Below are 15,977 nucleotides of genomic sequence, written 5' to 3'. Positions count from 1 at the left end.
CAGAAAATGGAAAATAAAACAAACAAAGTTTCTGGCAGAGAAAAGGTATTAACCTATTTTAAAAACGGGCAAATACCAACAGAAAAACATTATTCTGATTTGATCAACTCGATGATCCATAAAGAGGATGATGGATTTTCTAAGGATGACCTGAACGGGTTTAAAATATATTCGGACGATAAGTACAATAAGCTGGTTTCTTTTTACCAGGATAGCGATGCCACCAATCCATTTTTTACCATATCAAAAGATAAACCTACCCCGGATAGCCTTAAAATGCAATCTTTTGAACAATCAAAGCTTGATAACGCAGATGATGTAGGCGTTTTCTTTCATGCAAATGGCAATTTGGGTATTGGCAAAAAAGCGGAAGAACAATACAAAGCTGATGTTGATGGCTTTGTTGCCATGAAAGGTCGCATAGGTACGTACCCTACCAAGGTTTCAAGTGTAAACGCTGATGGTAAATGGTATACCATTATTGATGGACTGCAAAATGCCCAGGCTTTTGAAATTATGGCACGTACCGGTAAAAAGGCAACAGGTAAACTGGCTATTATGCATGCAATTGCATTAAGTATTGCCGGAAAACGCGGCGGAAAGATACACAGGAGAAATGCTTACTTTGGCTTTTTTTGGAATAAAATAAATTTGCGTTGGGTAGGCGATTTTAAAGGCTATTCCCTTCAAATTAAAACAAACTCTCATTATGGCGATGGTGTGAAAATATATTTTACAGTAGCACAATTATGGGATGATAAACTATTTTTGAGTGAAGATTATTATTATACCGATAACCCACACAAATGAGCGGTTCCATTTTTGACGATATAAGTGACGGACGTGAGGTATCGCTTGATTTTGATTCGCTCAGAAATTACGGGATCGAACTTATTCAAAAATTGGCCGGCGATACCTGGACGGATTATAACTTACATGATCCGGGTGTAACCATATTAGAAGCCCTCTGTTATGCAATAACAGACCTTGCCTATCAAACGGACTTTGATATAACCGATTTATTGTCGGATCAGAAGGGAGATATTCATTACCGGGCAAACTCGTTTTTTGATAAGCAAAAGATATTAACTACCAACCCTGTAACCGTAACCGATTATCGCAAAGTAATTATTGATGAGGTTGATGAGGTTGAAAATGCCTGGGTAACACCGCTAACTTCGGAAAATGCCGTAAATGCCATAAGCGGGCTATATAAAATTGTAGTACAGTTAACAGACAGAGTTGCAAAAGGATGGACGGGCGATAACGCTGCTAAAAAGAAGATTATAAATTCGGTAAAAGCAAGTTTTGTAAAAAGCCGGAACCTTTGCGAAGATGTTGCCGATATTACCATATTAAAACCCGTTAAATTAAGCATAAAGGCCGAAATACAGATAGATGCCATTGTGGTTCCGGAGGTGGCGCTTGCAAATATTTATGATGTATTGCAAAAAGCAGTTAACCGCCCCATAAAATATTCCATTGAAAGGGAATTATTGCAAAAAGGATATACGATTGATGAAATTTATACCGGCCCGGCATTAAAGAACGGAATAATTACCGATACCGACCTGAAGGAAAGGCAGCTGGTTATTGATGCTAACGACCTGATACAGACCATATCGGGTGTGCAGGGTGTGCTTTTTACCAAAAGCCTGGTAATTGCACGCGATGGTACAGACAATTACACCAAGAAGCTTAAACTTGATGAAACCGAGGTGGCTTTTATAACCATTGATACAGACCAACCTTTTGACATCAGTTTAATAGTTGATAAATACCGGATAGCTATACGGAAAAACTTACTGAAAGATATTTATCAGAATATAGTTAAAACGGGAAACAAGGCCTTTGTTCAATCGCTCCAAAAAGTTGAACAAATAAAAGGTACTTATCGTGATGCTACAACTTACTATTCAATACAAAACTATTTCCCTTACGTGTACGGCATTGGGCCCGGTGGTTTGCCCAGCACAGCTACCGTTGAAAGAAAAGCACAAGCAAAGCAATTAAAAGGTTATTTGATGCTTTTTGAGCAAGTTTTGGCAAACTACCAGGCACAGGTGCATAAAGTAGATAAATTATTTTCTAACGAAAAAGATAATCTGCAAAGCTATTTCACAAACACGTTATACAATGTACCGGGGGCCAATTCCATCATTGCGGGTTATAATAAAAAAGAGTATCCGAAAGATGGTGATGGTTGGAACAAATTTAAAGCCGACCCCGATAACGACTACGTAGCGGCATTAAATACAACAACAGAGCCCGATTACGTGCGCACAGACCGCAAAAACCGGATGACCGATCACTTAATGGCACGGTTTAATGAGGTGCCCGTAGTGTACCCGGTTACGCTGTATGCAATGCTTTACCATAACAGCAGGAAGACAGAGCGGATCACATCCGAAATTATATGGAAGAGTTCTGTTTTGCGTGATTTTGATAAGATTAACTATAACCGTATAAGGGGTGTAAACTACCTTGTGGCTAATGATGATGAATATAACTTCTCATCAAAAATGCGTAAGCTGCTGTACATCATTAATAAAAACAAACATTCGCTAACATCCGTATTTGATCCAGGAAGGGTAAAATTTGAGATGCGCCCTGATAAAGGCAACGCCGGCAACGGGGCAGAGACGCATGTAGTTGACGAAACTGCATGGAACCCCGAAATGCAAAAATTAACGCTGAGTAAACAAGAGTTTGCCCAGCTTAAAAAAGATGGTAAAATAGATGTGTACGAGCCAAAATATTCGGGCTCATTTGTTTTTCCTAATAAAGATATATCAGTACTAAAGTATGCCATTAATATTAACAACTATCGCATAGCGCAGGAAGCTAATGGGGCGTACATGCTATTGTACAAAGCGCCTACTGAAGAACGTTGGAGTATATTAAGCCGGTTTTCGGGAGGTGCAGTGCCTACAGTGGAGATGCTTGAAAGTTTAACCAAATACCTGATCGGGATCAGCACCGGTTCTGAAGGTTTTTATTTAATAGAGCATATACTGTTAAGACCCGATCCCGATATTAAAGTATATGGGTTTAATTTTTACGATAAGGATAACAATATCATATTTGAGAATGGCCCGTGGTTAACTTTTGGTGAGCGCGAACAAGCCATAAAAAGATTACTTCAGTACGATGCAGGTAAAGGTTTCAGAATAGCACAGAAGAACAGGGAAATGGCGGCAGCAAATGTATCGCAATTAAATAATGCTGTGTTGTGGAACAAAAATACCGGTGAGTTGAGCATTGATAAAATTGACTTCGATAAAACTGATATTGATCGAATAGCTGGTCTTGTTAAAGATGCCGAAATGTATTTGAAACAGGCTGAAGGCTTAGTAAAAAGCGCCGGTGCTGTACATGGACAGGAGCATGTTAAACATAGCCATGTTACAAAAGATAACATACATATTGCGCAAAGTAATTTGAGCATTGCTGTCCGCATCTGTAAAGAAATAAAGCTTTTGGCAGGTATTGCCGACAACCTCCGAAAAGCTGATGATATCAGGTTTTCGGTTAATAGCAGGGTTAAGGCGCTTAATGATTATAGCAGCGCGCTTAATGATTATTGGGACGCGCTTGATAGTCTGTTAATTACGGCAAAGCACCAGCAATATCTTGCTGATAGCAATGCTGTGACGATAAATAATCACCTCATTGAGTCTTTATCCCAAATAGGTAAAATGAGAAATTATACGGGCGATAAATATACTAACCTTGCACAGTTGTTTAATAGTATCAAGGCCTATGGTACAAAATCATACCCACGTTTAAAAATGTTGATCAAAGGGGATGGCAGCAACACCATTAACGAAGATTTTTTCAGCTTTACCATTAGTGTTATTTTTCCGGAATGGCCTGCGCGTTTCCAGGATACAGGTTTTAAAGCTTGTGTAGAAAGCCTGTTTAAATATCATGCGCCTGCAAATATTAAGATCAATATAAAGTGGTTAAGTATAAAAAAAATGAAACGTTTTGAGCCGCTTTACTCCACCTGGAAACAAAACCTGCTTACCAACAATAACAATTATGGAGCCCAGCATATTATCGCCTTTTTATTAAAAGAGGATGAACAGTAAGATCCGATATGCAGCATATTATCCAATATCAGCTTTTTGATGTAGCGTACACCAACGCAGGCAAATCTTATGATCTGCAAAGTAAGATAAGCGATATTTTTAATAATACGTTGATGGGCGAAATGGAGCGGTTATTTGACAGGCTGGTGCCGGAGGATACTGTTTTATCATTAAGTGAGGTTAGCCTGGATATTGGCAGCATAACGTATGGCATGTTGGATTACCAACTTGTTGATAGAGTGATTGCAGCGCTTGAACATGAAATTAAATACAGGCTTACTTTAGGGCAGGGAACACAAAGCGAACCATCCGCCGGGGAGGAGCAGATTAAAAGTTTGAATACCAGCTATGCCGATCTGCTCGAATATTTCTTGCTAAGCGGTACTATGCCATGGTGGGCTACCGGCGACCTGATGCTCGACCCCTTAAAGGTAATGGAGTTGCTTTTGGTGCAGGATGCCGTAGTGTTAAAGCAACTGATACTAAGGGTAGGGCAGTACAGCTATGTAAGGCAGCGATTGGTAAACCAGTTTTCGAGCCGGGTTATACGCCGCATTATTACTTTACTTGAACCTGCCGAGGCTGAATTTATTTTTGATTACCATGCAAGCGCTGTTAAGGTGCACAATGAAAATAAGCTGGTAGAAAATGCTCCTTCCGGCGATTTTGAAAAGGCGCTATGGCTTTTTATATTAACTTATTTGTTGGTTGACAGGGGCGGCTTTTTCAATCAGAAAATGTTTGTTAAGTCTACCTTAACACAAATGGCCCATTATTATAACCGGGATTACGGCCAACTGCTTTCATTACTTAATATCGCTTTAAATAACAATAAATTGCTGCTTGCCGGGCAAAATGGCAACCTCGCCCTAATTATAGATGAATTATTTTTAGAAGATGCTGATGCGAGGTATCCCGGTAAGGAGGAATATTTTATAAATGCCGGTAATGATGCAGGTAACCCTGCCGAACAGCGGGTTGAGTTAATAAGGCATTACCTGGCCTTTGGCAGCCTACCCTGGTGGGCAGAGCCTTATACAGCCGATGATATTGTTAACTTGTTTATTGACTTGGTAAAAACATCACCGGCCAGGTTGAGGCACATTATTGTAACCACCGGTCAAAATGACGAAGTACGTAAACGGATAGTATCTGTTTTTAATGATGAAGCAATTGCCGCAGTGGTGAAGTTGTTAGAACCTGCAAATGCAGCCTTCATTATAAATTATGTTACCGAAGCACAAGAGCTGCATGTAAAAAAAGCTGTTGTAAAAACAGATAGTAAAGACTTTAAAAAAGCGGTCTGGAAATTTGTACTCGATTTTTTATTGCTTGAGCGCGGGTCTGAATTTAACCAGCGGATGTTCCTGCAAAGCAATATCAGGAAACTTGCCGGCCATTATAACATCCGCTACAGCGATATGCTATCGTACTTTGTACAAAGCATAAGTCAGCAGCACCAGGGAAGCATTCAGCACGCGCCACTATTTAAAATGCTGGCTGTGCTGTTACACGAGGACCGGGATGCGCCTTTGTCCTTGAATGAACTGATAACAGGAGCAGACCTTACTGATAGCACCATGGCATCGCGGAAGCAAATTGAAGAGAATCAGCGTGTTATTGTGTTGAAGGATGTTTTGCTGCATTGGTTAAGATACGGCAACATTCCATGGTGGGCTAAGGAATATTTTGGCTGGGCGCCTGTTAAAATGTTCGAAATGTTGTTTGCTGAATCACCAACGGATGCAGCATTGTTGTTGAAGTTTGCCGCTACTTCGGCAAGCATACAGCAAAGAATATTGTACCAGCTAACACCACAAGTCATCATCAATATATTAAAACTATACCCTAACGGGGATGAGGCGGTTAAACTTTACCAATACATTACCGAAGCGTTGGCTGCTCTTACAAAAATTAAGCAGCCCTACCTTGCCGAGGTAGAAAAACAGGTATTACATATATTTTGGAATACGTTTAGTCAAGGCGGTTACACCACGTTTGACAGTGTCGCATTTATACACGCTGTTACGCAATATCTATCGCGTAAGTACAATGTGCAGCCTGCTGCAACTTTAAATGCTTTAAAACAGCGCATAAGCACAACAGAAGGGGCGATGTATACCCATGTACTGAATGAATTGTCAGGGGACACCTTTATTTCCGATGAAAGCCTGTTAGCAATGGGCAATAGTAGTGATGATGTTTATTTGCTTATCAGTAAATATCTAGATGAGCAAAATATTACTACAAATAACATTGCCAATGCGGTATTTGAAATTCTAAAATACTTTTTAACCAATAATAAGTTACCAACTCAATTTAAGGGCACAAACCCGGCCTATGTTAACGCGGTAATTAAGCAACTGCTTGATTTTCTGAATAAAGACAATGCGGCACAACTAAAACAATTGCTCGAAAATGAAAACAGGCATGACTTATATAAACTAATTGAAACAGAAAAAACCGGTGCCCAGATCGAGGGCGGTATTGAGCAATTGATTAGCGCTTATCTGGATGAAAAAAGGGCCGCCACCGCAGATACACCAGGCAATGAGGCCTTACGCGTGCTGGAATACTTCCTCATCAACGCTAAGTTACCTGATTATTTAAATAGCGTTAGTATAAACTTGTCAATAAGGCAGTTATTGGTTTTTTTAAACTACCATAACAGGTCTGGATTAAGCAGTTTACTGCAAAAAGGTGGCCACTCGGCCACAGCAAGGATGCTATTGCATAACGTATTTACCTCGCCTGCAAACACAGCCGAACAGAACGTAGTGGCAACGTTAAAAGCGTATTTTGAGCATGATGTATTGGCGTATATAAAACAGGTATCACAAAGCGGTACAGATATAGCTACAAATACCAGCCTGGCAGACTTACTCAAACCATATTTCACCCGGCCAGAAAGCAATAGCAGCTTTATTATCGCTTTGTTAAAACAAACGGCTATTAACCGGTATGTCGCCATCAATTATAGTGACGATGTTGTATTTAAACTGTTAACCTACCAAACTACACTAATTGGCGGACAAGAGAATGTGGAATGGATTAAACAATTGCAGCAGTTTTTTAATGTTAACTTTACTGATACGCTGTTGCGCGACAGGTTTAATATCTTGTTAAGGGAATTTAATTTGCAGATACTTAGCGGTACTATCACAGCTAAAACACCAGATGAATATATAAAAGCCTTGTTTAGCTTTATATCGTCTGTTAATAATTCATTGCTGGCCGAGGTTGCAAAAATATTGTCGGATGTTGGCAGTAACAGTATCTTAGCTACCAGGTTGCCTTTGTTGCTGCAAACCTTACAAACACAGCAACGGATTGATAAAGCTATAGAGGATGTTAAGCAAGAACTGAACAAGGCCGATGAAGAGGCGGTAAAACAAATTACCAATACTATAAATAATGATGACCCGGTAACAGGTATTGATACGGAAGAAGATAAACCGCGTAATTCAAAGGATACCATTTATATTAATAATGCCGGGCTTGTTATATTGAACCCGTTTATTGCTACTTATTTTATCCGTTTGGGTATGATGCAGGAAGGCAAGTTTGTGGATACAGAAACGCAGCATCGGGCAGTGCATTTATTGCAATACCTTGTTAACGGGGCAACGCACACACCCGAGCATGAATTGGTGCTCAATAAAATATTGTGCAATGTGCCCATAGCCGAGCCTATACCTATTGAGATCACGATAACGGAGAATGAGAAACAGGTATCAGAAGATTTATTGAAAGCCGTAACCAACCGTTGGGAAAAAATGCAAAATACGGGTATTCAAAGTTTTCAGGCTTCGTTTTTACAACGTGATGGCGCGCTTAATTTTAAAGATGACGCCTGGAACCTCCGTGTAGAACAGCGGGGATACGATGTTTTACTGCAAACATTACCATGGAATATCGGGATGATAAAAACACCGTGGATGGATCACTTTTTATATGTTGAATGGACATGAGCACAATAGAGAATAACGCTGCCGCACTTACCGCTCAAATGCAATGGTTAGCCAATGTAATTGATACCCGTATGCAATTATACTGGCAGCGCGATTGCAGTTTTACAAGTATTGCCGAGGTGCCGGTTCCATCGCTGGATGACGAATCTGTATTTAGTAGTATTGTTAAGCACTACCAGATGGATATTGCCGAACGGCTAACATTGCTAATGGCACTTGTACCGCATGTTCAGCCACACTTGCTTGATGTTTTTTTTGTTAAGAATGCTGATTATGATCGGGCCTTTACAGAGTTTGGTGGTGTTAAGGGGCAAAACCATAATGGCTTTATACCTACCGGCGAAACCATTGCTTTTTTATTGGCTCCGAATGACCTGCAACAGCGCTTTGTGTTATATGATATCTTTTCGGAAGATCATTTTTTTGGCAAATTTAATATCTTAAAACTGGAGAACATACATTCGGGTGAGCCTTTATTAAGCGGTGTGCTGCGTATCTCGTCCGAGTATTTGAATTTGTTAACCACCGGGCAAAGCTACAAGCCCGATTACAGTGTGAATTTCCCTGCTAAACGTATAGCTACAAACCTGAATTGGGAAGACCTTGTACTTGACCATGATACGCTTGACGAGGTAATGGAAATTCAGGATTGGATAACGCACGGCAATACTTTGCTTAAAGACTGGGGTCTTGATAAAAAAATCAAGCCCGGCTACCGTACCTTATTTTATGGCCCGCCGGGTACAGGTAAAACATTAACGGCAAGTTTATTAGGTAAAGCTACCGGTTTGGATGTTTACCGGATAGATCTATCAATGGTGGTGTCAAAATACATTGGTGAAACCGAAAAAAACCTGGCCAATATATTTGATCAGGCTGAAAACAAGAGCTGGATATTGTTTTTTGATGAAGCCGATGCCTTATTCGGTAAACGCACGCAGGCAAGTAGCTCTAACGACAGGCATGCCAACCAGGAGGTATCATACCTGCTGCAGCGGGTTGAAGATTTTCCCGGGGTGGTAATATTGGCTACAAATATAAAGGCTAACCTTGATGATGCCTTTAGTCGCCGTTTTCAATCGATGATCCACTTTGCCATGCCGGGGCCTGCACAGCGAAAAATCCTGTGGAAACAAGCATTTTCCAGCAAAACAGTTTGCGATGTGGCATTAGACCAAAAAATGCCCGAAATTGCTACAAAATACGAAATGGCTGGCGGCGCTATTATTAACGTGGTAAGATATGCCTCGCTTATGGCCATAAAACGCGGCAACAACGAGTTAAGGTATGATGATGTGATGAATGGCATTCGTAAAGAGTTCCGTAAAGACGGCAAAACAGCATAGTTATTATGAGCATAGTAGACAATGTAAGGATCCAGCGTTTTCATCAAAGCCGTATTGAGGATTTTGGTGAGGAAAGCATACAAGCGCTCGGCTGGAAAAACTTTCACAGTCAGCAGGCTCGTTTTGAAATGCTGGAAGGTATAGGCGATATGAATGATTGCTCGGTACTTGATGTAGGTTGCGGCCATGGCGACCTGCGCGCTTATCTTGATGATAAATACCCTAAAATGCGTTATATGGGTATCGATAACATGGAAGTGTTTTTAGATATAGCAATATCACGCTACGCGCATTTGCCCGATACTGTTTTCTTTTTAGGAGATTGCTATAATGCTGAATTGCCCCGTATGGATTATGTACTGGCAAGCGGCAGCCTGATATACCATAGCAGCCATCCGGATTTTATCTATAACATCATTACTAAACTGTTTATTACCTGCCGGGTGGCGTTCGGGTTTAACCTGTTGAGCAGGGTAGAGGTACCCGAAGGTATTTTGGTAGCACATAACCCACAGGTAATATTGGAGCACTGCCGTACACTTACCAGTAATGTAGTAATGCACCAGGGTTATATTGATGATGATTTTACGATATGGATGTATAAGTAGCGGGATAACGCGTCTGCTAAAACTGAACGTTCCCTCTTCTTCTCCTTGCCCTTACCGGCATAGCATTGTAAGCTGTTTGCAGCCTTACTAACTGTGCACGTTCCAGGTTAAGCCTAACTAAGTGACCACCGGCAACGCCGGCCGGGTCATTTGCCCTTGCCGCTATAGATGTTTGTAGTTGTGCTATCGTATCCAGCATTCCCTGGCGGCTTCTCGAATTAATTGTTGCTGTTACATCTTGCCTTAAACGGGCGTTGCCGCCTCTGCTTCTTTCGGCCGGTGTACCTACATCTTTCATTAATATAAGCCGCTGCACTGTTGATAGCGAGTTGCTTATCGCTTTCATCTGCACAGCTTTGGCACCCATCACATCAGCCTCGTTCTCCAGGCCTTTGTCGTCATTAACGGCAACGCCTTCTTTCATTTGCAGGGTAGGCTGTACACGCCCTTGTTTTTGCTGTACCACATGCCAGGCCTCGTGGGGCAAGTGTTTTTCCTGGCCTGATGCAACGTGTATATCTGTACCCTGAGCATAAGCATGTGCGTTTAATTGCGCCGGTTTTGACGAATTATAATGTACCTTAACATCATCCATTGCGTAACCCGACAGGCTTTCAACACCCGATTTCAAATTATCGGGTAGCCCGGTATTATTCTTTTTTTTTTGAACAGGTAATTCTTCTTCGGCAGCCGCCAACTGAACAGTTTTCATTTGTGCAGGTTCTTCCTCTTCTTCACCTTTTAGTTGTGCTGTGAATTTACCTTGAACCGGCTCTTCTTCTTCAGGGCCTTTTAGTTGAGTAGTGAATTTACCTTGTACAGGCTCTTCTTCCTCTGCACCTTGCAGTTGTGTTGTAAACTTACCCTGAACCGGCTCTTCCTCTTCGGGACCTTTTAGTTGAGTAGTGAATTTACCTTGTACAGGTTCTTCTTCCTCTGCACCTTGCAGTTGTGTTGTAAGCTTGCCCTGAACCGGCTCTTCCTCTTCGGGGCCTTTAAGCTGTGTTGTAAATTTACCTTGTAAAGGCTCTTCTTCTTCAGGGCCTTTTAATTGCGCTACAAATTTGCCTTGCACTGGTTTTTCTTCTTCTACCGGCCCTTGTCTTTGGATGGGTACAGCGGGCATTTTTATGCCACCGGCAGCAGTATCAATAGTGTTTGACCTTGATGCAGGTTGCTTTTCGTATGAAAATGTTTTCATATACAGATAAGATTGAAGTAGAGAGCTTTAGCATAAAGCTAATTATTATTTACGCAATACGCAAAAAATAATTATCAACCACTTATATGCAGGCTAAATTATAGGTAGGTTAGCCCACGCGGCGTTTTTCCGTTATAATAAAACGGTCTGAATTTATCTGCGGCAAGCGCACAATTTGCTGATATGGCGGTGCAGTTAATATTACCAAATATGGTGGCTATGGCCGTATCGGCTGCATCGCGTCCGGTGGCAATTTTAACCATCCCGTTTAAAGGAGCCAGCTTTGTAGCGTCAAATAATACCCACTCGCCGCCTAAAAAAGCTTCGAAACAGGCATGGAAATCAGGCGGTGTAAGCATGTATGAGTACCCGGTAAAATACCTTGCCGGGATAGAGAGTGCCCTGCATAAGGCAATGCCTAAATGCGCGAAATCGCGGCAAACGCCAGCCTGCTCAGTAACGGTATCATAAGCCGAAGTTTCAGAATTGGTCGAGCCGCTTAAATACTCCACGTTCTCATATATCCAATTGGTTAAGGTCAGTACCTTTTCGAAAGCGTTTTTTATCTTCCCGAAACGGCTGTTGGCAAAGCGGTATAGTTTATCCGACTGGCAATACCTGCTTGGCGATAGATAGGGCAAAACAAAGGGGGGTAATTGCATAACAGGTACATCCTTGAGCAGTTTTCCTTCCGTTTTTTTGAAAGTTGTATCAATCAGCGCGTTATAAGTAATGTTTATTGTTGCAGCTTCGGGCACTTCAAAACGGATATACCTGTTCTCGCCCTGTAGGGTAATTAACTCTTCTATTTCAATATAAGGATCAATTTTAAATGACTCCGACAATATCGCCTGAGATTTTGACCGGGTTGCATGGATATTTAAAATTATGGTTGATGACGATATTACTTCATAAGTTAGGTTTGCAGAAACATTTAACTTCATGCTTTTTTTCGTTTTTTGGCCGTTTTATTCAGTTTTATTAACGCAGAGTCCATCCAATGGTTTGAAATGTTTTTTAGAGCCGATTTAAGGGCTTTATCCCATTGTGTTGAAACCTGGTTAAGGTCTTCTTCCTCATAATGGTATTCAACCAGGTCAAAACTGTTGTTTTTATATAAGGCCACATCGATCGGAAAATCAACATCAGCAGCGCTTATCCGGGTTGAATCGAACGAAACAAAGGCAGCTTTAAGCGCCAGTTTCAGGCTCGTGTTTTTTTTGAGTACACGGTTCAATATGGCTTTGCCCTGGGCCGCGTTACCTATAATTACATAAGGCGCGCCTTCGCCCAACTCTACCCAGTTACCTTCCGGATACAGCAAAAATAGCTTATGTTCTTCGTCATCGCGCAGTTGTCCGCCAATAATGGTATTGAGGTTAAATTTAAACCCGGCATGTTCTAATGATTCTCTGTCTTCTTCGGCAACGCGCTTTACCTGTTCGCCAAAGGCGTTAACGGCTTTAAACATTTTGTTGTAATCGTCAATGCCTTCTTCCAGCACTTCCTGGAAATACACAATCGCTTTATCACGCACGGAGCGCAGGCCGCTAGTCATGATGAAAAGCGAACAATTATCTTTCTGGAAAGTATATATCTTTTTTTTGGTGGTTACATCTGTACCCGAAGTAATGCGTGTATCGGCAACGGCAACCAGCCCTTTTTGTACTTTGATGCCTAAGCAATAAGTCATAATTGTAGTTGTAAAATAAGGAGCTGCAAAGTAAATTAATTAATCCGGCTTTAGCGGGATTAATGTATTAAAATGCATTTTAAGATTAAGCTTATATACCTTGTTAATCCAAAACAGCCTTCAACTCCGCTGCCGAGTAATTAACCGATTTTAAGGTTTTATTATCAGCCGTTCTGTAAACCAGGTACAGGCCATCAATCTCTTTATAATGGCAATCTACATCGCTTTTGGCTTTGTAGTGCGCAATTGTAGCTTCAGCTTCGTCAATGGTTTTGCAGGCCTTGCTCATGTTAGACCGGTGTACCTCGTTAAACAGGTCGGCAAATTTTTCACCTAATCCAAATTCAAGTATCGCCCCGGCCAATACATATTGCAGATCGCAAAGTGCATCGGCTACTTCAACTATATCATTGTCTTTTATTGCCTGTTGCAGTTCTTCAAGCTCTTCGGCTAACAATGCCACCCTTAAGTCGCAACGTTGCGGCGAGGGGATGGCTGGGGCATCAATTATTGGGTGTTTAAATGTGCTGTGAAACTCCGCTACTTTATTCAGGGCATTGGTATCTTTCATTATTATCAACTAAATGTGGTGGTTTAAAAATAGCTAAATAAACCAAGTATCAAACTCTTTTTTAATAATAGGTGCGGGCTATTTTGCAAAGCCAGAATATGTCATAGAGGCTGTAAGGTATAAAACAAGCTTGTTTAAGTAATCCAGGTTTTTTGTTTGATCTTCCCTGTATATGATATAGAGCATAATCAGGGTAGATCCATATACATGCGATGAAAACATCATGTTTGCACCATTAGCAGATACAAGGTATCTTTCATAATTACCCCATACAGGTTCAATAACGTCTTGGTTTTTAGTGTCTTTAAACCATATTTTACTGTCAATATAGCTCTGATATGTTGATGTTGCAAGTGCGGCCGCTTTTTCGGGGCTTGCACAGTTCCATGGGCAAACAGCATAGGTTATCCCGTCTATACTTGAATTTTTATACCATCCGTTCGGGTCGCCTGTAAACATTCCGCCACGCGGCATGGTAATGGCTATGCCTGTTTTAAAATCCTGGTACACATCAAGCATCGTAGTTGAGGTAGCAACCTTCATCTCAATAAGATCTTTCCTCAATTTAACTGCTTTATTTTCAGGTAAGTTAGCCAGGATCTGGTCAATGGTAGCAGTGTATACTTTTGAAATAGAGTTTGTCCCATTTACAATGGTATTAGCTTTAGCCTCATTTTCCATTTTATAACGCTGTTGCTGGTTAGTTGCGTTATAGTCTACCGTAGTGGTATTCATCAGGTTTACCTGGAATGGGAGCGATGATGGTTTCCTGTCGGTTGAGAACAACAGTTGAGGTACGTAAACACTTGCCGGCATAGCCCAGTTAATGAGCGAAGCGCCACCGTATAATCCGCCATCGGCAACACCTATCACCTTACCTTGTGATGTAAGTATAGGGGCGCCGGATTGGCCCGGCTGCAAGGTAGAGCCAATACGTATGATCTGAACATCGGGTAATGGGTAGCCCTGATTTGTAAGGTCGATCTTTACCTGTTTACTGGTTTCATTTAATATACTGTTTAGTGTAGGCGTTGTTTCGCGCGTTAATGCAAAATCAACCTTATTACCTTGTATGGCGTAAACCCCATGTGGAAACCCCCACACGTAATAAGTAAGCTCAGAGTTAGGATCGACCCGCTCCAGTGAAAGTGGCGATAGGTTTAAACTGGTACTTAAGCGAAGTAATGCCAGATCTGCCTTTAATATTACCCTTTCAATAGTCGCATCAACAAAGTTATTGTCTTTATAAACAGTGATCTTTGATACACCTGCCACCGCATGCAATGCTGTAACTATATAAAGTGGATTATAATAACACCAGCCTGTTGCAGTGCCATTTACTACCTGCCCCTTATTGTTGGTAAACACCGTTTTTACTTTTACCACCGATTGCGAACTGACCAGGTGGCTTTGAGAAAAACCATAGGTTATGGTAATTAAAAAAAGAACAAGGTATAAAAGTGCTTTTTTCATCATGCTTATCGTTTTTCCAATTCACAAAATAAACCAGACAACGTATTTACGACCGCTTTTTGCTGATCGGGATTAAGTGTCATCAGTTCCTGGGCCAAGCTTGCCGTGAGCTCATTTTTTTTCCATGCATCAAGGTCTGTACCCAGCTTGCATAACTGAGTATCCTTTTGGGTTTTCATATTGCATATAACAGTATTCAGTTTATTAATAATACTGAATCTTTGTTCATTGTCTGTAACGTTTTGTTCGATAACTGTTGTTAATGAACTAATAACAGATATATTTAAGGATAACAGGTGCTTTTTATAATCGGCCCAGTTTTTATTATACGGATCGGTATCCAGGTCATTACATAAACTACGCACCTGCTCTGTACTAAAAAGGTTCGATTGCAGTATCTTGCCGGCGTCTGTTATTGGCCCTACTGCACCCGTGCTTGGGTTAATACCCAACCGCTGGTAGGCTACCAGTTTGCGTGCATAATCTTCGCTGTAACCGGCATCTGTCCATTGCTTAACGTTTGCTGATACAGTTGGTGTAAAAACTTCGTGCGTTCTGATATACATACCCGATATGATACCAACCAAAACCGCCAAACCAAACCAGCCAGCCCGCAAAGCAGTAAATAATCTGTTTTCTTCTATTTTTTGGTATTCTTCGTTGCCAATTCCGGTAAAGCTTTGTTTATCAAAACCGAGAAAAGCACCCAGGATAGCCGTCATAGCACCCATGATCACCTTAACAACTTCCGACACGGATAAGCCCATTATTATGCCTAATAATAAACCCATTCCTATTCCTGATAATATGGTCGCTCTTTTTATGCTCTTAAAAAGCTTTTGATCATTTTCTTCCATGTTTACAATAATAACTATTTAAACCGACAGATATTTAAATAGATAAGTGTAAAAATGGACTTTTATACCTTATAGTTATCAATCAATAAATAATTATACTATCAGTAAATTAAATAACTATTCAAGCAAATCGCAGCTGTAATTTAACAAAAAAACCCGGCGT

11 protein-coding genes are annotated in these 15,977 nt (G+C 40.9%); 5 read left to right on the top strand and 6 right to left on the bottom strand.

What is annotated here, in order from left to right; genetic code table 11:
• Positions 1-6: 6 nt before the first annotated feature.
• Genes KXQ82_RS17830 through KXQ82_RS17810 form a run of 5 tightly spaced genes read left to right on the top strand, consistent with a single transcriptional unit; the run spans position 7 to position 10,019 of the window.
• Positions 7-810: a hypothetical protein gene (locus tag KXQ82_RS17830; protein ID WP_219489854.1), complete on the top strand. Its 804-nt coding sequence runs from the start codon at positions 7-9 to the stop codon at positions 808-810.
• Positions 807-4,094 (top strand): baseplate wedge protein, encoded by a 3,288-nt coding sequence (locus KXQ82_RS17825; RefSeq protein WP_219489853.1) that lies wholly within the window; start codon positions 807-809, stop codon positions 4,092-4,094. Before KXQ82_RS17830 ends, KXQ82_RS17825 begins: the two co-directional genes overlap by 4 nt.
• 8 nt (positions 4,095-4,102) lie before the next feature.
• The gene (locus tag KXQ82_RS17820) at positions 4,103-8,065 is read left to right on the top strand and encodes a contractile injection system tape measure protein (protein WP_219489852.1); all 3,963 of its coding nucleotides are present in this window, start codon (positions 4,103-4,105) and stop codon (positions 8,063-8,065) included.
• Positions 8,062-9,411 (top strand): ATP-binding protein, encoded by a 1,350-nt coding sequence (locus KXQ82_RS17815; RefSeq protein WP_219489851.1) that lies wholly within the window; start codon positions 8,062-8,064, stop codon positions 9,409-9,411. Before KXQ82_RS17820 ends, KXQ82_RS17815 begins: the two co-directional genes overlap by 4 nt.
• Positions 9,412-9,416: 5 nt before the next feature.
• Positions 9,417-10,019, top strand: coding sequence for a class I SAM-dependent methyltransferase (locus KXQ82_RS17810; protein WP_219489848.1), 603 nt, complete (start codon positions 9,417-9,419; stop codon positions 10,017-10,019).
• Between the two features lie 16 nt (positions 10,020-10,035).
• On the opposite strand, the gene KXQ82_RS17805 is transcribed toward KXQ82_RS17810, so the two are convergent.
• The 6 genes from KXQ82_RS17805 to KXQ82_RS17780 form a co-directional block, all read right to left on the bottom strand.
• Positions 10,036-11,220 carry an eCIS core domain-containing protein gene (locus tag KXQ82_RS17805; RefSeq protein WP_219489846.1) on the bottom strand — a complete coding sequence of 395 codons (1,185 nt, stop codon included), beginning with the start codon at positions 11,218-11,220 and terminating at the stop codon, positions 10,036-10,038.
• A 98-nt stretch (positions 11,221-11,318) separates the two neighbouring features.
• Positions 11,319-12,164 (bottom strand): transglutaminase-like domain-containing protein, encoded by an 846-nt coding sequence (locus KXQ82_RS17800; RefSeq protein WP_219489844.1) that lies wholly within the window; start codon positions 12,162-12,164, stop codon positions 11,319-11,321.
• Entirely contained in the window at positions 12,161-12,913 is a 753-nt protein-coding gene (locus KXQ82_RS17795) for a proteasome-type protease (protein WP_219489843.1), read from the bottom strand. The genes KXQ82_RS17800 and KXQ82_RS17795 overlap by 4 nt, the downstream gene beginning before the upstream one ends.
• Before the next feature lie 103 nt (positions 12,914-13,016).
• Positions 13,017-13,484: a pyrophosphohydrolase domain-containing protein gene (locus KXQ82_RS17790; RefSeq protein WP_219489842.1), complete on the bottom strand. Its 468-nt coding sequence runs from the start codon at positions 13,482-13,484 to the stop codon at positions 13,017-13,019.
• Between the two features lie 78 nt (positions 13,485-13,562).
• Positions 13,563-14,960, bottom strand: coding sequence for a S1 family peptidase (locus KXQ82_RS17785; protein WP_219489841.1), 1,398 nt, complete (start codon positions 14,958-14,960; stop codon positions 13,563-13,565).
• 2 nt (positions 14,961-14,962) lie between these two features.
• Positions 14,963-15,814: a hypothetical protein gene (locus KXQ82_RS17780; protein ID WP_219489840.1), complete on the bottom strand. Its 852-nt coding sequence runs from the start codon at positions 15,812-15,814 to the stop codon at positions 14,963-14,965.
• Between the last annotated feature and the right edge of the window lie 163 nt (positions 15,815-15,977).

This window comes from Mucilaginibacter rivuli, assembly GCF_019391655.1.
Taxonomy (GTDB): Bacteria; Bacteroidota; Bacteroidia; order Sphingobacteriales; family Sphingobacteriaceae; genus Mucilaginibacter; species Mucilaginibacter rivuli.
Note: the sequence above shows the minus strand (reverse complement) of the source record. Positions and strands in the feature narration are given on the sequence as shown.